The sequence below is a fragment of the Peptoniphilus genitalis genome (genome assembly GCF_023614525.1).
Taxonomy (GTDB): domain Bacteria; phylum Bacillota; class Clostridia; order Tissierellales; family Peptoniphilaceae; genus Peptoniphilus_A; species Peptoniphilus_A genitalis.
In genome coordinates this window covers 704,201-726,538 of sequence record NZ_CP097885.1, presented here as the reverse complement: position 1 = coordinate 726,538, position 22,338 = coordinate 704,201, and the positions used below count along the sequence as shown (strand labels likewise).

Here is a 22,338-nt window from a genome sequence, read left to right as displayed (position 1 = left end):
GTTCTTATGGCATTATGAAGGATTATAGACTTATAAATTTTTATAAACTACCAATAAATAAGAGAAAAAATTTTGATAATGACTTCCTCGACATATAAAATTTAATTTCCATAAATTAATTAAAAATCGTTAAGCATAAATCATTCATTCTATAGAAGAAAAAAATTATATTATGTAAAGAAAATTGAGATAAGCCACATACCTCCCCAGCTTAAAGTTGTTGAAAAAACGGCGACTTAAATGGTATTATAGAGAAAGGTGATATTATGAAAAAAACTTTATTGGCACTAAGCCTTAGCGGTCTTTTAATTTTATCTGGCTGCAAGGACAAGAATGCCGGAAACATAAAAAATGAAAACTTAAATACAAACAAAAATGTGGCTTCTGTCGAAGTCAACAAGGATGGCGACAAGCAAGAGATTGAATTTTACGATACTTTTGACACAGTAGTCCACATTGCCATCTACACTGATGACGATAGCTTTGCCAAGGAAAACTTGGTTTATGCTAAGGAAAGATACGAAGAACTTCACAAACTTTTTGACAACTACAAGACTTATCCAGACCTTGTAAACGTCAAGACAATTAACGATAATGCGGGCATCAAGCCAGTGACTGTTGATGACACCTTGTTCCAACTTATAAAGTCTTCCATTGACGACTACAATAACATTTCTCACAATACAAACATTGCCTTGGGACCTGTGACTAAGCTTTGGAATGAGTACAGGGAACTTTACGAGGGAGGCAAGACTAAGGAAGAAGTTATTGCCCTAAAGGGTGAGGCACTTCCAAGCGATGCAGAACTTGAAAAGTTACGTCCTCTTGTAAACATTGATAAGATTAAGTTAGATGATGAGAAACATACAGTTTCTCTTGAAAAGGGAATGGAACTTGACCTTGGGGCAACTGCCAAGGGTTTTGCAACTGAACTTGTTGCAAAGGAACTTGAAGATAGGGGAGTTAAGTCCTGCGTAATTTCTGCTGGCGGCAATGTTAGAATTATTGGCAAGCCAACAGATGGCAGGGACAACTTTAAGATTGGAATCCAAAATCCAGACCTTGAAAGCCCTAACCAAGTTTTAGCATCTTTAAATGTTGCCAACACTTCTATTGTTACAAGTGGCGACTACCAAAGATATTTTGATCTTGATGGTGTGAGATACTGTCACATCATTGATCCTGATACTTTGAAGCCAGCCCACGAAATTAAATCTGTAACTGTAATCAAGGAGGACTCTGGACTTTGTGACTTCTTATCAACTGCTGCCTTTAATTCCACTGACGATGAAATAAAAGAATTGTCAGATAAAACTGGAGCAGGAATTGTGTGGGTAGACAAGGACATGAATGTTAAGTCCACAGAAAACGCAAGCAAGTTTTTAGATAAGTAGGACCTGAGATGAGAAATAACACTCGAGCATTAATTTTTCACATCTTAATAGTTTTTATAACCTTCGCTGTTGCTAGCTTAATTAACTTGTCTAGCCAGGTGAGGAACCTTGTCTATGGCAACCTTGCCTTTAAAGTTATCTTAGTGGGACTAATCCTAATCCTCTATTTTAATTTTGGCAAGGGACTATCAAAGAAAAATGCAAGGAGCTTGGACTTTTTTGCAGGCAATTTAATCTGGCTAATTGGACTAGTTTTATTTGCCTTTGCCTTTGTGGGTCTGGGAAGAGAAGTCTTCTCTAGGTCAGTGGGAGGCTCCTATTGGAAGTTTCCATTGGAATTCTTTTTGATGCCTCAGGTCTATGCTATTAAGATTTTGGGAATATCCTACAACCCCATAAGCCTTTTTGTGGCAAGTCTTATACCTGGTTTTATCTATGGGATTTCCATTAAGATTTCAAGAGCAAAGATGATAAGAAGGAATAGGGCAAAAATGAGAAGAAGATAGGAGGACCTATGAAGGATAAATTATATAAATATGACATGGAAGAACTCTACCAGCTTACTGTTAAGAGGTTAGAGGACTTTGGGATAGAGTTAATAGAAATTGCAAAGCTTGTGCAAAAGTTGCAAGGAGATTATATTGATGACTTGAGCCTGGAAAGATGCCTTGAGAGTGTGGAAAGTGTTGTTAGGAAGAGGGAGTCTATCCACGCAATCCTAACGGGACTTGCCCTAGACGACTTGGCAAATGAAGGCAAGTTACCAGAACCCCTCCAATCAATTATAAGAGATGACGAGGGTCTTTATGGAATAGATGAAATTCTTACCCTTGGAATTGTAAATATGTATGGGACAATTGGTCTGACAAACTTTGGTTATCTGGACAAGAAAAAAATTGGCATAATCAAAGACTTAGATGAAAAGAAAAAAGTAGAAAGAGTGACTACTTTTGCCGACGACTTGGTGGCAGCCATAGCTGCAGCAGCCTGCGCAAGAGTAGCCCATCAAAATAAAGAATAAATTTGCAAATCAAAATTTTAAATTGCAAAGAAAATAAAATAAACTTATAAAATGCGGAAGGTCTTCTTGTCATAATCAATGAGGCCTTCTTTTTTTAGTTTGGAAAGTTCACGAGATAGGGAAGAGCGATTTAAGTTCATAAACTGTGCCAGCTCGCTAATGTTAAAATCAATTGTAAAATATTTTGACTTCCTCTTGCGTGCCTCACTAGAAAGAAAATATAAAATTTTGGCACGAGATGAAGGCAGACTAAGTAGGTTTAACTTGTCACGCATAAATAAATTTTTCCCAGCCAAGATTTTTATGAGATTGTCTTGGACCTTGATAAGAGACCTTGAGTCTGATGACTTGTAGGTCTTGTAGTCAAAGAAAACAACTTCAGAGTCACAAGCTGCCACAACAGACAAAGGGATCTCTCCCACATCTTTAATTAGGACTGACTCGGCAAAGAGGGCTGGACCAGTTAACTTTGACAAGATTGCCTTGTTGCCAAAGACGTCTTCAAGAGACAAGTCCACTTTACCCCTTAAAAGTATTCCGAAATAATTTATCTCATCCCCAATAGTAAAAATAATTTCTTTAGCCTCATAAGTTTTCACATCTGACAAATATTTTTCTATTTCTATTAATTCTTCATCATCAAGACCCTTAAAGAGGGCCAGATTTTTTAAAGTTTCAATGTCTTTCATGTCACACCTCTCCTATATTTTAGCATTTTTAATATAATTATCATAAATTAATTATAATGATTGAAGAAATGATTGTTAAATGTTAAACTATCCTTATAGAGTGATGAGGAGGATATATGAAAGTTACTATTTGTATGGGTGCTAGATGCACTCTTATGGGAGCTAATGCTATTTATGATGCAGTAGAGTACTTACAAGATCATTTGTGCGGACCAGAGTCCGAACTATGTTCTGCTGAAAACTTAGAAGTTGAATTTGCACATTGTCTAAACTATTGCAAGATTCACAACAACGAAGCATCACCTGTTGTCATCGTAGACGACGAGATAATGCTAAAGGCTACTGCACAAGAAGTTAGTGCAAAAATAATTGATAAATTAAGAATATAAGTAATAAGGGGAAACGATGAAAGAAATTTATGGAACACTTGTCGACATCAGAAGAAAAGTTTTTGCTGAAGTTGCAAGAATTGCCTACAATGATTTAGATATCTCTGCCCTAGAAGAGTCCAGTTACAAGATAGTACCTGGCGAAGTGGCAAGATATAGATCTGATATCTTTAGAGAAAGGGCAGTTGTCGACGAAAGACTTAGACTAGCAATGGGGCTAGATGTTAGAGAGATTGGCGTATTTAAAAATGTGACTGACGGTTTTGACAAGGTTGATATTGATACAAATGCTTACGAGAAACCACTAATAAATGTTATAAAGTTTGGTTGCGAAGCTTGTCCAACTAAGGCTTATTATACAACAGATAACTGCAGGAAATGTCTTGCACACCCTTGTATAAATGTTTGTCCTGTAAATGCCATTTCAATGGGTAAAGATAGAACAATTATCGACAAAGATAAATGTGTAAGATGTGGAAGATGCCATGACGCTTGTCCATATTCTGCAATAGTGAAGTACGAAAGGCCATGTGCAGCTGCTTGTGGGGTAGATGCCATTTCATCAGACGAATTTGGCAGAGCAGAAATAGATCATGACAAGTGCGTAGCTTGTGGAAGATGTATAGCAGAATGTCCTTTCGGAGCAATCTCTGACAAGACACAAATCTTCCAACTAATAAAAGCAATAAAATCAGGCAAGAGAGTATATGGAGCCATAGCACCATCCTACATAGGACAATTTGGTGCCAACGTAAGTGCAGAACAAATAATAGAAGCAATAAAACAACTTGGCTTTGAAGACGTACTTGAAGTTGCCCTTGGAGCCGACTTAACAACACTCCACGAAGCAAAAGAATACCTAGAAAGAGTGCCAGAAGAGATCCCATTCATGGGTACAAGCTGTTGCTTCTCATGGACACTCATGATAAGAAATGAATTCCCAGAATTCTTTGAACAAGTATCAGACTCAGGCTCACCAATGAGATACACAGCCAACCACATAAAGGCACAGGACCCAGAAGCAGTAGTAGTATTCATAGGACCTTGTACATCAAAGAAGCTTGAAGCCATAGATACAAAAGTAAAATCAGACGTAGACTTCGTAATAACTTTTGAAGAACTAATGGGAATGTTCGTAGCAAAGAACATAGAACCATCAGAAATAAAAGTAGAAAAAGTAGTAGACGACGGATCAGCCCTTGGTAGAGGTTACCCAATAGCAGGTGGCGTTGCCGAGTCAGTAAAGGTAGTGGCAGAAAAACTTGCACCAGAAAAAGACATCCACATCCAAGGAGCACACACCCTAGCAGAATGTAAGAAGATGTTAAAAATCGCCAAGGCAGGCAAGCTTAACGGCTACCTACTAGAAGGTATGGCATGCCCTGGTGGATGTGTTGCAGGTGTGGGAACAATAGCTTCAGTAAACAGAGTTAAGAAGCAAATTGAAAAATTCAAGAAGGACTCAGCTTATCCAACACCACTTGAAAATGTCCACATCGAAAAAGAAAGAGAAAGTATTTAAGAAAAATCCCCATAAATATTGACAAGATAGACTTTATAGTCTAAAATATGTGTCATGTTTAAAAAGCCCCGGAATAATTTTTAAACTATTTAGGAGGAAAATTCATTGAAAAGCTACATGGCTAAAGCAAATGAAATTGAAAGAAAATGGTATGTTATCGACGCCGAAGGTAAAGTCCTTGGTAGATTAGCATCAGAAATTGCAAGTGTTTTAAGAGGAAAGAGAAAACCTATCTTTACACCACATGTGGACTGTGGAGACTTTGTTATTGTAATCAATGCAGACAAGGTTGTATTGACAGGCAACAAACTAAACCAAAAAATTCACGCATATCACACTGGATACCCAGGTGGAAGAAGAGAAGTTGTATACGCTGAAATGATGGAAAAGAGACCAGAAAAAGTTATCGAACTAGCAGTTAAGGGAATGCTTCCTAAGAACAGACTAGGCAGAAAGATGATTAAAAAACTTAAAGTTTACACTGGTAGCGAACACCCACACACAGCACAAGCACCTGAAGTTTATGAATTTTAATTGGAGGTAAGAATGGAAACTATACAATACAGAGGTACTGGAAGAAGAAAAAAATCCATCGCCCAAGTTAGACTTCTACCTGGCAATGGAAAATTTATTATCAACGGTAAAGATATCGAAGAATACTTTAACTTTGAAACACTAAGAATAGTTGCAAAAGAACCACTAGAACTTACAGAAACAGAAGCATCATTCGATGTAATCGTAAAAGTAATCGGTGGAGGATATTCAGGACAAGCAGGAGCTGTTAGACACGGCGTTGCTAGAGCCCTACTAGAAGTAGATCCTGAATACAGATCAGTTCTTAAAAAAGCAGGATATCTAACAAGAGATCCAAGAATGAAGGAAAGAAAGAAATACGGTCTTAAAAAGGCTAGAAAATCTCCTCAATTCTCAAAGAGATAATTTTATATCATTTTACAAGAGCCCTCGCAAGAGGGCTCTATTATTTTGCTTGACCTAATCGACTTGCAAAGTGATTGATGGCAGATCAAGCATGTTTGCTCTTGACCAATTCTCTATACATTACTTCTACAAATTACCTTGTATTTGTTGTATAATATCTAAAACTAAAAGGGAGGAAATTATGAAGAAGTTCAAAAGAATTTTAGTTGCTAATCGTGGAGAGATTGCCATTAGAATTTTCAGGGCAGCAAGAGAAATGGGGATTCGCTCTGTTGCCATTTATTCTGAAGAAGATAGGCTGGCACTCTTTAGGACTAAGGCTGACGAGTCTTATGAGATTGGCAAGGGCAAGTCACCTCTTGATGCCTACCTAGACATTGACGAGATAATTAGTCTTGCAAAGAAGAAGGGTGTTGATGCCATCCACCCTGGCTACGGATTTTTGTCAGAAAATCCTGAGTTCGCAAGGAAGTGTAGAGAAGAGGGAATTACTTTTATTGGACCAAGCCCAGAGGTTATGGAAAAGCTTGGGGACAAGATCACTTCAAAGATTGTTGCAAAGGAAGCTGGTGTTGCAACTATTCCTGGAATTGAAAAACCTATTCGCAATGAGGAAGAGGCTCTTCTCTTTGCAAGGTCTTGTGGCTATCCTGTTATGATCAAGGCTGCTGCTGGTGGCGGCGGTAGGGGCATGAGAATTGCCCAGAGCCAAGAGGAGCTTTTAGATAAGTTTCAATCTGCTAAGAACGAAGCGAAAAAAGCCTTTGGCGATGACTCAATGTTTATTGAAAAGTATCTTCACAAGCCAAAGCATATTGAGGTGCAAATTTTGGGAGACGAGTATGGAAATATTGTCCACCTTTATGAAAGGGACTGCTCTATCCAAAGACGTCACCAAAAGGTTATTGAATACACTCCAGCCTTTTCTCTTCCAGTTGAATTAAGAGAAGAAATTTGCCAAGATGCCCTAAAGATTGCAAGGTCTATTGGCTATTCTAACGCAGGGACTGTTGAATTTTTAGTTGACTCTAAGGGGGACCACTATTTTATAGAGGTTAACCCAAGGGTCCAAGTTGAGCACACTGTAACAGAGATGTGCACTGATATTGATATTGTTCAGTCGCAAATTCTCGTTGCCATGGGCTACAGGCTTGACAGTGATGAAATTGGAATCAGGGGTCAAGATGCTATTGACCACAGGGGGTTTTCTATCCAATGTCGTGTTACAACAGAAGATCCTCTCAACAACTTTATGCCAGACACTGGGCAAATTAATTTATATAGGTCATCTTCTGGTTTTGGGATAAGACTTGACGGTGGCAACGGCTTTACTGGTGCAGTGATTTCGCCTTATTACGACTCACTTCTTGTAAAGGTAATTACTGAAGCAAGGACTTGGAAGGATGCCATAAGAAAGGCAAAGAGGTCTCTTTCTGAATTAAAGATTGGTGGAGTTAAGACTAACATTGGCTTCTTGTTAAATGTTTTAAACACCAAAGACTTTGAAGAGGGAACTTGCGACACAGGTTTTATTGAAGAGCATCCAGAGCTATTTGAAATAAAATCTTCTAAGGACAAGGAACTAAGGCTCATGAAAATTATTGGAGAGAGGGTTGTCAATGACACTAAGACTCTTGAGAAAAATTTTGATGTTCCGCAAGTTCCAAGCTTTGAAAGAAAGGACTTCAGGGGTTACAAGCAAATTTTTGACGAGCTTGGACCTGATGGAATTATGGATCACATCTTAAGGGAAAAGAAGCTTCTCTTAACTGATACCACTATGCGTGATGCCCACCAATCTCTTATGGCTACAAGGATGAGGACTATTGACCTTGTGAAGATTGCTGAGGCTATGAACTACAACATGGACAAGCTATTTTCTGTAGAAATGTGGGGCGGGGCAACCTTTGATGTTGCTTACAGATTCCTCCACGAAGATCCATGGGAAAGGTTGAGGCTCCTTCGTGAAAGGATGCCAAATATGCTTTTGCAAATGTTAATTCGTGGCAACAACACTGTGGGTTACAAAAATTATCCAGATAATGTGGTTGTAAAGTTCATAAAGGAGTCTGCAAAAAATGGTGTTGACCTATTTAGGGTTTTTGATTCATTAAACTGGCTTGATGGAATGAAACTTTCCATTGATCAAGTCCTTGAAAATGGAAAAATTGCAGAGGCGACTATGTGCTACACTGGAGACATACTTGACGAGAAAAGGGACAAGTATTCCATTAAGTATTATGTTGACTTTGCCAAGGAACTTGAAAGGACTGGGGCACAAATTCTTGGCATCAAGGATATGTCAGGTCTATTAAAACCTTATGCAGCTAAGAAGTTAATCAAGAACTTAAAGGAAGAAGTTGGCCTCCCGATCCACCTTCACACTCACGACACAACTGGCAATGGGGTTGCCACAATCTTGCAGGCAACTGAAGCTGGGGTTGATATTGTTGACACAGCAGTTAACTCCATGAGTGGACTAACTTCCCAACCTGCCCTTAACTCAGTTGTCGCTGCCCTTAAGAATACTGAAAGGGATACAGAAATAGATTTAGATAAGGCAGAGGATATTTCAAAATATTGGGCTGCAGTTAGACCGGTTTATGCAAATTTTGAATCTGATTTGAAGTCAGGTACTACAGAAATTTATAAGTATGAAATTCCTGGAGGCCAATATTCAAACCTAAAGCCACAAGTTGAGTCCTTTGGACTTGGCCACAAGTTTAAGGATGTTAAGGAAATGTACAAGCGTGTCAACGAAATGGTGGGTGACATTGTCAAAGTAACTCCTTCATCAAAAATGGTTGGAGACTTTGCAATTTTTATGGTGCAAAATGAACTCACTCCAGAAAATATTTTGGAAAAGGGCAAGAACTTAGACTATCCCGACTCTGTCATGACTTACTTTAGGGGAATGATGGGTCAACCTTATGGAGGCTTCCCTAAGGACCTACAAGAAATGATTCTTAAGGGAGAAAGTCCAATTACAAAAAGACCTGGTGAACTCTTAGAAGATGAGGACTTTGATAAAGTTAAAAGGCATTTGGAAGATAAGGGAATAAGTCCAAGTGAAGAAGATATAATTTCTTCAGCCCTATATCCAAAGGTCTTTGATGACTACCTTGACTATATAAAAGAAAATGGGGAAGTGACAAGAATTGGGTCAGACGTATTCTTCCATGGACTAATGGAAGGCGAGTCAACAGAAATTTCTCTTGAAGAAGGTAAGACTTTAATTGTAACTTTAATTGAAGTTGGAAAATTATTAGAAGATGGAACAAGAAACTTAACTTTTGAAATAAATGGCTCAAGAAGGACTATTAAGATCAAGGACGAAACTGTAAAGGCAGGAGAAAGTCTTGGAGAAGAAAAAATTTATGCCGATCCAAAGAATGAAAGGGAAGTTGGTTCGTCAATACCAGGTAAGATTGTAAAAGTTCTTGTTGCTGAAGGCGACGGAGTTAAAAAGGGAGACAGTCTTTTTGTTGCTGAAGCCATGAAGATGGAAACCAATATTGTCGCAAACATTGATGGAAAAGTTAAAGACATCAGGGTAAGAGAAGGCGACATGGTGGAAAGTGGTCAGCTATTATTGTGCTTTGAATAAAAAATTTTCTCTGGGGTAATTTATTATTAGCTTATGAAATTTATAAAGGAAGTGTGAAATGAAAAAGTTATACAGGTCGAGAAATGATAGGTTTTTTGCAGGAGTTTGTGGCGGGATAGCAAAGTATCTTGGCATTGACTCCACACTTGTGAGACTTATAACTTTTCTGTTAATCGTGCCAGGAGGACTTAGCATTTGGGTCTACATTGCTCTTGCTATTATTATTCCAAGCGAACCAATCGGGAGAATAGATGAGTCCTATGGAGAAAAGTTTTCTGATCCCTTCAAAGATAGCTACGGAAATTATAGGGATGAGTACGAAAGACAAAAGAAGAATGACGAAGATTTTTATTGAGAGGGAGGTCCAAGGGGACCTCTTTTTTAATGCTCATAAGCCGGCAAATATTTCTGTATAATCTCTCCATTACTTGATACAATATTGTCGAGGTGTTTTAATTGATTAGTCTTGAAGGTCTTGTGGAGAAAATAATTTTTAGAAATGAAGACAACGGCTACACTGTTGCAAAAATAATTTCCAGTGATGGCGACCTTGTAGTTGTTGGCTCAGCCACAATTTTTAAAGAAAATTTAAAATACAAATTTACTGGGGACTTCACCTACCATAATAAGTATGGAGACCAGTTTGCCTTTACAGACCTTGAGGAAGTCATGCCTGAGGGAGAAGCTGCCATTGTTTCCTATCTTTCTTCTGCCATGATCCCCCACGTTGGAGAAAAAATGGCTGAAAGAATTGTTGATGAGTTTAAGGACCAGACCCTTGATGTTATAGAAAATCATCCTGAAAGACTCTTGTCTATTAAGGGCATTGGGAAGAAAAAGTACAGGGACATCAAGGAAGCTCTCGACAAGCAGTATGCCATGAGGAAGATCTTCCTTCACTTCTCTAAGTACAACCTTCCAGCTTCTGTGATTTTAAAAATTTACAAGGAGTATGGGGACGAGTCCATAGAAATCGTAATGAAAAATCCCTACGACTTGATTGGAAGAGTGAGGGGGCTGGGCTTTAAGAAGGCGGATGAAATTGCTGAGTCCATTGGAATTGAAAAGGACTCTGACTTTAGGAGCTTGGCTGGACTTAAGTACGCTCTCATGCTTGCCAATAGGGATGGTCACACCTACTTGCCCCTTGACAAGTTAATCAAGGCAGGAGAAAAAATTCTTGGGACAAGCTTTGAGGACCCAGATGAGATTGCAAGGACTCTAACTCTTGAGAAAAACTTTTTTGTTGAGAGGGACGGAGAAGATTACAACTGCTACATAGCCAGGTACTTGGCAGCAGAAAATTATGTTGCAGGCAAGTTAATTGAATTAAATAATTCCTTTGATGAAAATTTTGATATTGATGAAAAAATTAAAAATACTGAAAAATTTAGAAATATTGAGCTTTCCAAAACTCAGAGAAGGGCAGTTAAGGATGCGATCAACAAGGGTGTCTTTGTCATAACTGGGGGACCGGGAACCGGTAAGACAACAACCCTAAAGGTCTTAATAGATATTTTTGAGTCCATGGATAAGGAGATAAAGTTGGCTGCTCCAACGGGAAGGGCTGCCAAGAGGATGAAGGAACAAACCGGAAGAGATGCCTTCACCATCCACAAGCTCCTTGAGATTGGTTTTGGCGGCGACTTTGCCAATGTGGAAGAGCTTGAATGTGATGTCTTAATTCTTGATGAGGTTTCTATGGTGGACATCCTCTTAATGGAAACCCTCTTAAAGTCCATTGAGTCCCCAACTCGCTTGATCTTAGTTGGCGATAAGGACCAACTTCCATCTGTTGGCCCTGGTAATGTCTTGGCAGATATTTTGGAATCAGGAGTCATTGAGTCAGTGAACCTTGAAGAAATTTTTAGGCAGTCTGAAGAGTCAATGATCGTTAAAAATGCCCACTTGATCAACAAGGGGGAGACCCCAATCTTAAATCGTGGCGACTTCTTTATGATTTCTGAAAGAGGAGAGACCAAGGGGCTTGAAATTATCAAGGACCTTGTGAAGACTAGGTTGCCAAATTATTTTAATGTGAGCCAGGCTGATGTCCAAGTCCTAACTCCAACCAAGAAGGGGGTCCATGGGACAGAAAACTTGAACCTTGCCCTCCAAGACCACCTAAATGACAGCGACGAATTTATTGAAGTCCTTGGCAAAAAATTTAAGTTGGGGGACAGGGTCCTACAGACAAAAAATAATTATGAGTTGGAATCAAAAATAGAAAATGAATTTTACGAGGACAAGCAAAAGGGAGTTTTTAACGGAGACCTTGGTTATATTTCAAAAATTGACAAGGAAAATAAAAAGCTAACAGTTGTCTTTGATGACGTGAGAAGTGTCGAGTACTCTTCTGATAATCTTGACGAGCTCGCCCTTGCCTATGCCATGACCATCCACAAGTCTCAGGGAAGTGAGTTCCCTGTAGTTGTAATTCCAATTTACAGGGCTGCTCCCATGCTCTTAACAAGAAATTTGATTTACACAGCTATAACGAGAGCATCAAAGGCAGTTGTCCTTGTGGGCATAAGCGACTATCTCATGAAGATGATTGAAAACAATAGGAATCGCAAGAGGTATTCCAAGCTTGAGAAAAAGTTGAGGGACCAAGATGAAATTAAAAGAGGATAAGTGCCCCTTATGTGGGAGAATGGTTGAAGACTATGGCCTTTGTCACGAGTGCATAAGTCTAATTAATAAGGATTCAGCCTACTATTATGACATAGAAGGCCTTGATGACTTAATAGTTTCCTCCACTTACTCGGGCATTATGAGGAGACTCATTATTGATTTTAAATTTAAGGGAAAGCTTTCTTATGGAGAAATAATTTCTGAAATCATGACGGAAAAGATTTTGGAGAAAAACTTAAAGGACCAAGTCATAACCTATGTCCCCATGCACAGGAAGAAGGAAGGGGAAAGAGGCTACAACCAGTCCAAGATTTTGGCAGAGAAAATTGCAAGGAACTTGGACCTGCCCTGCCAAGATGTCTTTGAAAAAGTTATAGATACCAAATTTCAAGTTGGTTTAAAGAAGTTTGACCGTGAAGAGAACCTACGAGATGCCTTTGAAGTGAAAAATTATGCTGAAGAGATAATTATCGTTGACGACGTAATAACAACTGGGGCAACAATCTCTGAGCTGACAAAGATTGCCAAGAAGGCAGGCATAAAAAAAGTGACTGCACTAATTGCAGCCACAGAAATTGCTTAGCCTTGTAAATTTTTAAAGATTGAATCATGTCTTGGCCAGTTGTTAAGACTCTTAAAATTCCTCATGGAGTAGAGAGTGGAGTTTATCTCTGCCCCAACTAAAGTTATAGTTGATAGGAGGTAGAGCCAAATCAAAAAGACTATGATACCTCCAAGAGATCCATAAGTTATGGAATACTTGCCGAAGCTAGATACATAAAAGTTAAATCCTGATGAGGCAATAATTAGGCCAAGGGTTGCGAAGATTGAACCTGGCAAGACGGACTTTATTGTAATCATATTTTCTCTGGACTTTGATGGAGAAAATTTGTACAAGAGGATAAAGGTAATGAGCATGTAGGCAAGGGGAATTGCATTTTTTGCAATGGACCAAATCTTGTCGAAGGATGCATTCTCAATCCCCAGGTAGGACATGACCTTTACATAAATAATTTGTCCAAAGATTTGTGTAAGGACAAGAAGAAAAATCATGAGGATTAGGGCTAGGGTAAAGAAGAGGGCCATTAGCCTTTGAGCTAGGAAGCCTCTTGACTCAACGAAGCCATAGGATTGATTTATTATCTTCATGAGCTTAAAGACTGCAGTTGATGCAGTGAAAAGACCTGCCACGAAGGAGATTGTTAAAAAGGATCCCGATGATGACATGTGAAGCTCATTTAAAAAGTTTCTTATAATTTCTTGGATTTCACCAGGAAGGACATCGAGAAGTCCGTAAATATATTCTGGATCAAGAATCCCTGAAAAATTAATAGCATTGATTAATGAGATTAAGAAGGGGAAGATGGATAATATTAAAAAATATGTTAGACTTCCTCCATAGGATAGGGTGTCGTGGTCCAAGACCCTGTAAATTAGTTTATCAAAAAAAGTAAAGGCCTTTTTGTCTTTGACCTTATCTATAAAATTATTCATATTTTCTTTAACACCTCTTGAGTATTATATAGTAAATGTCATATGATAACAAATCATTAAATGATAAAATAGGATTAGGTGATACTATGAACTACAATATATTAGTTTGCGACGACGAGAAAGATATCTTAGACGCAATAAAAATTTATTTGAAAGCCGAGGGCTACAAGGTCTTCACAGCAGAAGATGGGGCTAGAGCTCTTGAAATTATTAAGGAGAATGAAATTCACCTTGCAATCATTGACATAATGATGCCTGTTATGGATGGAATTACCCTCATAATGAAGATGAGGGAGAAGACAAATATTCCAATAATTGTTTTATCGGCTAAGGGTGAAGTCACAGATAAGATTGTGGGCCTAAATGTTGGAGCCGACGATTACATCACTAAGCCCTTTAATGCAGTTGAGCTTACAGCGAGAGTCAACTCTCTTATAAGAAGGTATTTTTCTCTTGGTGCATCAGACATAAAGACTGGAGACTTAAAAATTGGCAGAGTTTCAATTTTTGACGACTCCAAGGAAGTTCGTGTTGAAGATGAACTTGCTAACCTAACTCCTTATGAATACAAGATTCTTTACTTGCTTGCAAAAAATCCTGGAAGAGTTTTTTCTTCTAATGAGATTTATGAAAGGGTCTGGGAAGAAGAAGCTATTGATGTTAGAAAAATAATTTCTGTTCACATCTCCCACTTGCGTGACAAGATTGAAATCAATCCAAGGAAGCCTGACCTAATTAAATCTGTTTATGGGATGGGCTATAAGATTGAGGTCAAGTAATGTTATCTGATTTTAAAGTTTTTATGAGAGACCTATTCCTCGATTTAATAGATAGGGTCTTTCTTGAAAATATTTTTGTGTCCTCTGTAATTATTTTTGAACTCTTTAACATCAACAAGCACTTTATCCTAGCTTGGACTGTAACTTTAATTTTTGCCCTCTTAAAGATCAAGAGAAAGAAACTCTTGGATACAATTTTTACCTACAACCTCTACAAGTATAGGCGTTTTAAAAATTTCAGACTCTTTGGGACCTTAAATGTTACCCTAATAATTATGTACATAATTTTTTACAGCTTGATAAAAAGTGATATAGTCCTTTTAAACGTCCTACTCTTTATGATTTTAAGGGCGGTTATTATTGTGGAAGTTCAGTTTGCTCAAAATGCTCTTTCCATTGAGCTCATAGAATCCATCCTCTATGGCTATGAATTTGAAATCCCCAGCCCCTTTGAGAATGAATACCTGGACAAAATCACTGTCTTAATGGAAGACTTTAAGGTCCGTGACAGGTTAAGGCTGGAAGAAAACTTTAGGTCCGAGAGGTTTAAGGTTGATTTGATTACAAATATTTCTCACGACTTAAAGACTCCTCTCACTTCTATAATAAATTACGCCGACCTCTTGTCCAAGAAGGAAGTCCTTGATGACGAGGCGAAGAATTTTGTTGCAATACTCAAGAGGAACTCAACTAGGTTAAAGGACTTAATCGTTGACTTGGTCTTTGCTTCCAAGACAAGCACGGGTAACCTATCTATTGAGAAGTCCTTAGTTGAATTAAACGAGATGATTTTACAAATCTATGGAGATTACGACTCCCTCTTCGAGAAGAGGGACTTGGAATTTTCTTACAAGTCAGCAAGCGATGAAATTTTAATTTACACTGACGTAAATCTCTTTGTGAGAATTGTTGAAAATTTATTTTCCAATGCTGCTAAGCACGCAAGACCTGGCACAAGAGTCCTTGCTGGTGTAATAGAAAGAGAGTCAACCATAGAATTTTATGTGAAGAACATTGTAGATGAAAAACTAAATATGAATTCTGATGAACTTTTTGAAGAACTCTTAAAGGCTGACAGGTCACGACACTCTGAAGGATCAGGACTTGGTCTTAACATAGTGAAGAACTTGGCAGAGCTTCTCGGTGGAGAAGTCAAGGTGTCAATCCACGGTCAGTGGTTCGAGGTCCACGTCCTCCTCTTAAGGGATTCTGATTGACTATATTTTATTGACAAAGTTTTTAAATTGAAATAAAATAAAAAGAAACCACAGGTTTTTCATAATGGCAATTTTAATTAATTGCCATTTTTTTGTTTTTATTTTTAATAGGGGGAAGTATGATAGAAGAATTTGGGATAAAAAGTTTTAACAAGAAGAAGATGAAGGAATCACTACCCTATCCAATCTACTTAAAGTGGAAGGATGCACTAAGAAACGAAAAAGACCTAGACAGGGAGACAGCAGATGCCATTGCCCACGCCATGAAGGACTGGGCTTTAAAAAATGGTGCAACGCACTTTGCCCACTGGTTCTTGCCACTCTCTGGTCACACTGCAAAGAAGCACGAGGCCTTTATATCTAGGACCTCTGACAATGAACCAATAAATAGGTTCTCTGGCAAGGAGCTTGTCAAGGGAGAGCCTGACGCATCATCCTTCCCATCTGGAGGCATGAGGTCAACCTTTGAAGCAAGAGGTTATACTTATTGGGACCTAACAGCAAATTCCTTTGTTATTGGAAGTGTCTTATACATCCCAACTATTTTTATGTCCTACAAGGGAGAAAAACTTGATAAGAGGGGTCCACTCATTGACTCCACAAAAATCTTAAGCGAAGAAGGAACAAGGGTCGTAAATTTATTCGAGAAAGATGAGTACGCCTACAGGATGAGGGTCAAGGTTGGACTTGAACAAGAATTTTTCTTACTTGACAAGGAAGTCTACAAGAAGAGAAGCGACCTTAAAAACATTGGAAGGACCATCGTTGGTGCTCCATCTCCAAAGGGGCAAGAGCTATCAGACCATTACTTTGGTCAAATCCCTGCAAGGGTAGAAAAATTTTATAAGGACGTAGACAAAAAACTTTACGAGCTTGGAATTTATTCTGAAGCTGAGCACAACGAAGTTGCCCCAAATCAATTTGAAATGGCAATCCTATTCGAAAATGTAAATGTGGCAATAGATGACAATCAACTTTTGATGAATATCTTAAAGGAAACTGCCCTAGAAAATAATTTGGTCTGCCTCTTCCATGAAAAACCCTTTAATAGCGTAAATGGATCTGGCAAGCACAACAATTATTCCATTGTCACAAACTATGGACTAAATGTCTTTGACCCAGGCGATGATCCTTATAACAACAATGTATTTTTATTATTTACTGCAGCGATTATCGAAGCTACAGACAAGTACCAAAGTCTTTTGAGGGTAAGTGCATCATCAACTTCCAACGACTTTAGGCTGGGAGCAGATGAAGCGCCACCGGCAATTATTTCCCTCTTCCTTGGATCTGACTTAGAAGAATTATTTAAGGACATTAAGGAAGATATTGAATACAAAAAAGATTCTGACAATAGCTTTAGGGGCTACAACCTCTTAAGTGTTCCTAGGGACTCAAGCGACAGAAACAGGACAGCTGCTGTTGCCTTTACTGGTAATAAGTTTGAGTTTAGGATGCTTGGATCATCTAAGACTGGGTCTGACTTAAACATTTCATTAAATTGTGCCATGGCAGACTCTCTTGCAAATATTTATGAAAAGTTAAAGGACTTCCAAGATGATCCTAATAAGTTAAGGGAAAAAACTCTTGAAATTGTAAGAGAAATTATGGAAAATCACGACAGGATAATTTGCGACGGCGATAATTATTCTGATGATTGGAAGGAAGAAGCCAAGAGAAGGGGACTTGCCAACCACAAGACTTATTTTGATGCCCTAGTTTCTTTAAGAGACTTTGACTTCCACGACATTTTCATCAAGAGGGGAATTTATACAGAAAAGGAAATCAAGGCTTCCTATGAGGTAAACCTTGAAGAAGTTGTAATTTATCACAGTCTTGAGGCCAAGACTATGGTCTCAATGATTCACAAGGACCTAGTTCCTATGGGGATGTCTGAATTAAATGACCTATCTCAAATTTTAAAATTCAAAAACAATGAAAAACTAAGGATCAAGTATGATAGAATAGACAAGATGATTACGGACTTACTTGAATGTGGAGATGAAATCAATCTTCTCCTTGAACATTCAAATAATATATATGACATATACAAAAAGGCAGAGTATGTTGAGAGAAATATTGCCACTAAGCTCCTTACAACGAGAAGGATAGCAGACCAAATGGAAAGATTAATCTCAAGAAAGAATATGACTTTGCCATCTTACGAAGATATTTTTAATTCATTAAGCTAGGAGGAAGTATGACGAAATTTATATTTGTTACAGGTGGAGTTGTTTCAGGAATTGGAAAGGGAATTTCTGCAGCAAGTATTGGTAGACTTTTAAAGGACAGGGGACTTTCTGTCTTTATGCAAAAATTTGATCCCTATCTAAATGTTGACCCAGGAACTATGAGTCCCTACCAACATGGGGAAGTTTTTGTAACTAAGGATGGAGCAGAAACTGACTTAGATCTTGGTCACTATGAAAGATTTATTGATGAAGAGTTGACTAAGGGTGCATCAATTACAACTGGCAAGGTTTATTCTACAGTTATTGCCAAGGAGAGAAGGGGAGACTACGACGGAGCAACTGTCCAAGTAATCCCTCACATCACTAACGAAATTAAAAACGCAGTTTACAAGGCTGCCAAAGAATCCAAGGCTGATGTTGTAATAACAGAAATTGGTGGTACAGTAGGCGACATTGAATCCCTTCCATTTTTAGAAGCTATAAGACAAATTCACTCAGAAAATAAAAAATCTGACGTCCTATTTGTTCACACAGTTCTTGTGCCAAACATTCCTGGTTCAGATGAATTAAAGACAAAGCCAACCCAACACTCCTTCAAGGAGCTTATGTCTAATGGAATTAAAACTGATGTAATAATTGTAAGGTCTAATGGTCTAGTTACAGATGACTTGAGAGAAAAGATCTCATTGTTCTGTGACGTGCCAGTGGAAGCAGTTATCCAATCAACAAATGTTGAACTTATTTATGAAGTTCCCCTAGTTTTCCACGAACAACACCTTGACGACTACATCTTAAAGGAACTTGACCTAGAAGACAGACCAGCTTCCAAGGGCAAGTGGAGAGATATGGTTAAAAGATTTAAGGACGTCAAGGGCGACGTTACTATTGGACTTGTTGGAAAATATGTAAGCCTTCACGACGCTTATCTTTCTGTGACTCAAGCTTTAACTGATGCAGGTTGCGAAAATGGCTACAAGGTAAACATAAAGTGGATAGACGCAGAAGATATTGAAAAAGATGCAAGCATACTCGATGGACTTGATGGGATAATTGTACCAGGTGGATTTGGATCACGTGGAACTGAAGGAATGATCATGGCTTCTAAGTACGCTCGTGACAACCACATCCCTTACTTTGGAATTTGTTACGGAATGCAAATCGCACTTATTGACATTGCAAGAAACAAGCTTGGATTTAAGGATGCTAACTCTACAGAGATAAATCCAGATACAAACTATCCAATCATTGATCTTTTAGAAAACCAAAAGGACATTAAAAATGTTGGAGGAACTTTAAGACTTGGCAATTATGACTGCACAATTGAAAAAGACTCCTTAGTTTACTCTCTTTACGGTCAAGAAAAAATTAAGGAAAGACACAGACACAGATACGAATTTAACAACGACTTCAGGGGCAAGATTAGGTCAGCTGGCGTAGTCTTCTCTGGTATCAACGAAGACAAGGACCTAGTTGAAATAATTGAACTAAAAGATGAAGACTTCTTCGTTGCTTGCCAATTCCATCCAGAATTTAAGTCAAGACCAACAAAGGTTCACCCATTATTTAACGGCTTTGTGAAAGCAGTAATCCAAAAGAAAAATAAATAAAAATATAAAAAATAAAATCTCATCCATCTTGTGTGGGTGAGATTTTTTGTGTTTAAAATAAATTTTAATTTTTAATTTTTAAATTTTAATTTTTAAATTGTAATTTTTATCTTTAAACTTATTAGTTAAAATAAAAAAAGTCCTGGTTTTTGACCAGGATTTTCTTATAGGAACTTGTCTTTTAAATTATCCCAGTAGGAATTATTTGAAAAGACAAGTTTTTTTATTGTCTTGTTTGAGAGTCTTATGTTGACCCTGTGCAAGTTGTTGAAGAAATACTCTGACCCATCGACTAAGAGTAAGTTGGAGTCCTTGTATCTTTTTTCAACAACAAGTGAAATTGTGTGAGCTCCTGGTACAATAACTGATGAGCCAAGAGACCTATATGCAGCTGAGTTCATTGGGGAGATGGGAGTCATCTGCAAGACGTGAAGACTTGGATAGACTATGGCGCCTCCAGAAGAAAAGTTGTAGGCAGTTGATCCTGATGGAGTTGAAACTAGGACGCCGTCGCCAGAAAATTTTTCCACGTGGTTCCTATCTATAAAGACATTCATGTGAATAGTCTTTGAGTGAGCAGCCTTTAAGACAACTTCGTTGACGGAGTAAAACTTGTAGGTCTTGTTCTTTGTGTAGATATCAGACCTGATTAGTTTGATGTCGTCAACTTGGTAGTTGCCATCCTTGTAGTCCTTTACAAATTTTTCAACTTCTTCAGGTTTTATCTCTTGATAAAAACCTAGGTGGCCAGTGTTTATTCCCACGAAGGGCATTTCTGGAAAGTCGTTCTTGTGGATGGCCTTTATGAAAGAGCCGTCGCCCCCTATACATATAGAAAGCTCAGCATTTTTTTTGAAACCGTTAAAGGGTTCATATCCATATTTTGTTAAAACCTTGTGCAAATTTGTAGCAGTTTTTTTTGACTCGTAATTTGCGTTGGTAAGTATATTTATAATTTTTGACAAGACTAAACCCCCTTGATTTTTTTTATCATTATTTATATTATAAACGAATAAAGTTCCCTTGACTAGAGGTGTATAATGTATAGATTAAATTCCAAAGATTTTATAAATTTTAAGTTCAACGGAAATTCGGGAAATAAAATAAAGGTAAATGACTTCTTAAAGGAGAGAGGACTTTCCTCAAGACTAATAAGAAAGTCAGTTAAGAGTGGAAATATTTATTTGAACTCCAGAGTAAATAGGAAAAATAAATTTTTAAAGAAGGGCGACCTTGTATCACTTAGGTTTGAAGATGAAGAACCCAATGGAGGAGTAGAACATAGGGACCTTGACATCATCTACGAGGACGATGACCTTGTCATAGTGAATAAAGAACCCTTTATGGTAACTCACACTGCCAAGGACGATGCTGATGGGACTCTCTTGAATTATCTCTTGGGATATTTTGAAGAAGAAGTTTTAAAGAGGAAGGTCAGGTTTGTCAATAGACTTGACAGGGACACATCAGGTCTTGTAGTTGCAGCAAAAAATTCCTTTGCTCAAGATAAAATTTCTAGCGACTTTAAAGAAGATGTGGAGAAAAAATATCTGGCTGTAGTTGAGGGAATTCTTGAAGAGAAGGAAGGACTTATTGACGGACCAATTGCCACAAGTGAAGACGGTATAAGACGTGAAGTCAACTATGTGATTGGAAAAAGATCTCTAACTTCTTATGAAGTCCTAGATGAGTACAAGGACATGAGCCTAGTCCTCTTGACCCTTCACACAGGAAGGACTCATCAGATAAGAGTTCACATGGCCCACATAGGTCACCCTATCCTAGGCGATAGTCTTTATGGTAAGAAGTCAGATTTTATTAACAGGCAGGCCCTTCACTCCTATTCATTAAAATTTAAACTCCCAAGGAATAATAAGGAGATGGAAGTTTATGCAAAGCTTCCCAAAGATTTTTCCTTTTTTCCCTGCTCTTATTGAAAAAACACTTTCATTGCGTTATAATTTACTTAAGTAAATTCTGCGATGTACGAAGAATGCCTATTTAATTCAACCGACAAATTAAACACGGGAAACTGTGTATGAGCGTCCTATGACAAGCCGTCTTTGAGCGGAAGTCAGAATACGCTATCAAGTTTTTTACCCACCATAATTATTGGCGGGTGTGAATTAACTAGGTATCGGCATTGCGGTTTTTACTATTATTTTAAATGTTTATTTATATGAATTTTATTCTTGTTTTGAATAATCTTGAGTTAATGTGATTAATTTAAATGTTAAAGGGTAAAATATTAACAAGTATAACAAACAAACAATATAAAGGAGAGTTATTATGGGATTATTCGATTATTTAGAAGAAAAAAGAAATCAAGCAGTTAGAAGAAGAAGACTTAAAGAAATTTCAAAAATTGGTACTGGTCTTGCACTAGGAGCACTTGGTGGAATTCTTTTTGCACCTCAAGAAGGTAAAAAGACTCGTGAAGATATAGCAAACAAATCTAAAGAAGCAGCTAACCAAGCTTTAAACGCAGCTAATGATGCTAAGGACACTCTTGAATTCAAGGCTTACCAAGCTGGCGAACAAGCTAAGAAGACTTATGCTGACTTAAGAGAAAGAGCTGCACAAAAAAAATATGAATTTGATGAAGATGTTGAAGTAGCTAAGGCTAAAGCTAAAGCAATTGGCGAAGTTGTAAGAGCTGGAGCTGAAGACATTAAACATGATGTAAAAAATACAACAGAAGAAGTTAAAGATACAGCTAAAGACGTTAAAGAAGACCTAAAAGAAGGCGCTAAAGAAGTTAAAAAAGAAGCAAAAAAATCAGCTGAAAATGTAAAAGAATCTGTTGAAGAAACAAAAGACAAGGTAGAAAAAGAAGCAAGAAAATAAGATAGGG

Annotated in this window: 20 protein-coding genes and 1 other RNA gene; 18 read left to right on the top strand and 3 right to left on the bottom strand. The window is 37.8% G+C overall.

What is annotated here, in order from left to right:
- The first annotated feature begins 266 nt into the window (after nucleotides 1-266).
- The 3 genes from M9426_RS03525 to M9426_RS03515 are packed head-to-tail and all read left to right on the top strand — an operon-like array spanning nucleotide 267 to nucleotide 2,415.
- On the top strand, nucleotides 267-1,394 hold the full coding sequence (locus M9426_RS03525) for an FAD:protein FMN transferase (RefSeq protein WP_250342463.1): 1,128 nt from the start codon (nucleotides 267-269) through the stop codon (nucleotides 1,392-1,394).
- A gap of 8 nt (nucleotides 1,395-1,402) precedes the next feature.
- A complete protein-coding gene (locus tag M9426_RS03520; RefSeq protein ID WP_250342462.1) occupies nucleotides 1,403-1,900 on the top strand; it encodes a hypothetical protein in 498 nt (165 codons plus the stop codon).
- Between the two features lie 8 nt (nucleotides 1,901-1,908).
- The gene (locus M9426_RS03515; RefSeq protein WP_148464719.1) at nucleotides 1,909-2,415 is read left to right on the top strand and encodes a phosphatidylglycerophosphatase A family protein; all 507 of its coding nucleotides are present in this window, start codon (nucleotides 1,909-1,911) and stop codon (nucleotides 2,413-2,415) included.
- Nucleotides 2,416-2,459: 44 nt separating this feature from the next.
- Here the strand turns inward: M9426_RS03515 and M9426_RS03510 are convergent, their stop codons facing one another.
- Complete coding sequence (locus M9426_RS03510; protein ID WP_250342461.1) at nucleotides 2,460-3,104, bottom strand: Crp/Fnr family transcriptional regulator; 645 nt, start codon at nucleotides 3,102-3,104, stop codon at nucleotides 2,460-2,462.
- A 116-nt stretch (nucleotides 3,105-3,220) separates the two neighbouring features.
- Between M9426_RS03510 and M9426_RS03505 the strand changes: the two genes are divergently transcribed.
- The 8 genes from M9426_RS03505 (at nucleotide 3,221) to M9426_RS03470 (ending at nucleotide 12,778) form a co-directional block, all read left to right on the top strand.
- Nucleotides 3,221-3,493, top strand: coding sequence for an NAD(P)H-dependent oxidoreductase subunit E (locus tag M9426_RS03505; RefSeq protein WP_005957852.1), 273 nt, complete (start codon nucleotides 3,221-3,223; stop codon nucleotides 3,491-3,493).
- Nucleotides 3,494-3,509: 16 nt separating this feature from the next.
- Complete coding sequence (locus tag M9426_RS03500) at nucleotides 3,510-5,015, top strand: 4Fe-4S dicluster domain-containing protein (RefSeq protein ID WP_250342460.1); 1,506 nt, start codon at nucleotides 3,510-3,512, stop codon at nucleotides 5,013-5,015.
- A 105-nt stretch (nucleotides 5,016-5,120) separates the two neighbouring features.
- Nucleotides 5,121-5,549 carry a 50S ribosomal protein L13 gene (gene rplM, locus M9426_RS03495; RefSeq protein WP_005957850.1) on the top strand — a complete coding sequence of 143 codons (429 nt, stop codon included), beginning with the start codon at nucleotides 5,121-5,123 and terminating at the stop codon, nucleotides 5,547-5,549.
- A gap of 12 nt (nucleotides 5,550-5,561) precedes the next feature.
- Nucleotides 5,562-5,954: a 30S ribosomal protein S9 gene (rpsI, locus tag M9426_RS03490; protein ID WP_005957842.1), complete on the top strand. Its 393-nt coding sequence runs from the start codon at nucleotides 5,562-5,564 to the stop codon at nucleotides 5,952-5,954.
- A gap of 181 nt (nucleotides 5,955-6,135) precedes the next feature.
- A complete protein-coding gene (locus M9426_RS03485; protein ID WP_250342459.1) occupies nucleotides 6,136-9,561 on the top strand; it encodes a pyruvate carboxylase in 3,426 nt (1,141 codons plus the stop codon).
- Nucleotides 9,562-9,619: 58 nt separating this feature from the next.
- Complete coding sequence (locus tag M9426_RS03480) at nucleotides 9,620-9,916, top strand: PspC domain-containing protein (RefSeq protein WP_005957865.1); 297 nt, start codon at nucleotides 9,620-9,622, stop codon at nucleotides 9,914-9,916.
- Between the two features lie 101 nt (nucleotides 9,917-10,017).
- On the top strand, nucleotides 10,018-12,195 hold the full coding sequence (gene recD2, locus M9426_RS03475; RefSeq protein WP_250342458.1) for an SF1B family DNA helicase RecD2: 2,178 nt from the start codon (nucleotides 10,018-10,020) through the stop codon (nucleotides 12,193-12,195).
- Nucleotides 12,176-12,778: a ComF family protein gene (locus M9426_RS03470; RefSeq protein ID WP_250342457.1), complete on the top strand. Its 603-nt coding sequence runs from the start codon at nucleotides 12,176-12,178 to the stop codon at nucleotides 12,776-12,778. Before recD2 ends, M9426_RS03470 begins: the two co-directional genes overlap by 20 nt.
- On the opposite strand, the gene M9426_RS03465 is transcribed toward M9426_RS03470, so the two are convergent.
- Entirely contained in the window at nucleotides 12,775-13,689 is a 915-nt protein-coding gene (locus M9426_RS03465) for a YihY/virulence factor BrkB family protein (RefSeq protein ID WP_250342456.1), read from the bottom strand. The two genes, M9426_RS03470 and M9426_RS03465, sit on opposite strands and share 4 nt — an antisense overlap.
- A gap of 86 nt (nucleotides 13,690-13,775) precedes the next feature.
- Here M9426_RS03465 and M9426_RS03460 point away from each other — a divergent pair, with 86 nt between their 5' ends.
- The 4 genes from M9426_RS03460 (at nucleotide 13,776) to pyrG (ending at nucleotide 19,484) form a co-directional block, all read left to right on the top strand.
- Nucleotides 13,776-14,468, top strand: coding sequence for a response regulator transcription factor (locus tag M9426_RS03460; protein ID WP_250342455.1), 693 nt, complete (start codon nucleotides 13,776-13,778; stop codon nucleotides 14,466-14,468).
- Nucleotides 14,468-15,685: a sensor histidine kinase gene (locus M9426_RS03455; RefSeq protein WP_250342454.1), complete on the top strand. Its 1,218-nt coding sequence runs from the start codon at nucleotides 14,468-14,470 to the stop codon at nucleotides 15,683-15,685. The genes M9426_RS03460 and M9426_RS03455 overlap by 1 nt, the downstream gene beginning before the upstream one ends.
- Nucleotides 15,686-15,804: 119 nt before the next feature.
- Nucleotides 15,805-17,877: a glutamine synthetase III domain-containing protein gene (locus M9426_RS03450; RefSeq protein WP_250342453.1), complete on the top strand. Its 2,073-nt coding sequence runs from the start codon at nucleotides 15,805-15,807 to the stop codon at nucleotides 17,875-17,877.
- 8 nt (nucleotides 17,878-17,885) lie between these two features.
- Nucleotides 17,886-19,484, top strand: coding sequence for a CTP synthase (pyrG, locus tag M9426_RS03445; protein ID WP_060799755.1), 1,599 nt, complete (start codon nucleotides 17,886-17,888; stop codon nucleotides 19,482-19,484).
- 164 nt (nucleotides 19,485-19,648) lie between these two features.
- Here pyrG and M9426_RS03440 read toward each other — a convergent pair whose 3' ends face one another.
- Nucleotides 19,649-20,449, bottom strand: coding sequence for an NAD(+)/NADH kinase (locus M9426_RS03440; protein ID WP_005957848.1), 801 nt, complete (start codon nucleotides 20,447-20,449; stop codon nucleotides 19,649-19,651).
- A 75-nt stretch (nucleotides 20,450-20,524) separates the two neighbouring features.
- Here M9426_RS03440 and M9426_RS03435 point away from each other — a divergent pair, with 75 nt between their 5' ends.
- The 3 genes from M9426_RS03435 (at nucleotide 20,525) to M9426_RS03425 (ending at nucleotide 22,331) form a co-directional block, all read left to right on the top strand.
- Nucleotides 20,525-21,421, top strand: a complete 897-nt coding sequence (locus tag M9426_RS03435) for an RluA family pseudouridine synthase (RefSeq protein ID WP_250342452.1) — start codon at nucleotides 20,525-20,527, stop codon at nucleotides 21,419-21,421.
- 34 nt (nucleotides 21,422-21,455) lie between these two features.
- Nucleotides 21,456-21,640: non-coding RNA, 6S RNA (gene ssrS, locus M9426_RS03430), on the top strand.
- Between the two features lie 133 nt (nucleotides 21,641-21,773).
- Nucleotides 21,774-22,331, top strand: a complete 558-nt coding sequence (locus M9426_RS03425) for a YtxH domain-containing protein (protein WP_005957857.1) — start codon at nucleotides 21,774-21,776, stop codon at nucleotides 22,329-22,331.
- The last annotated feature ends 7 nt before the right edge of the window (nucleotides 22,332-22,338 follow it).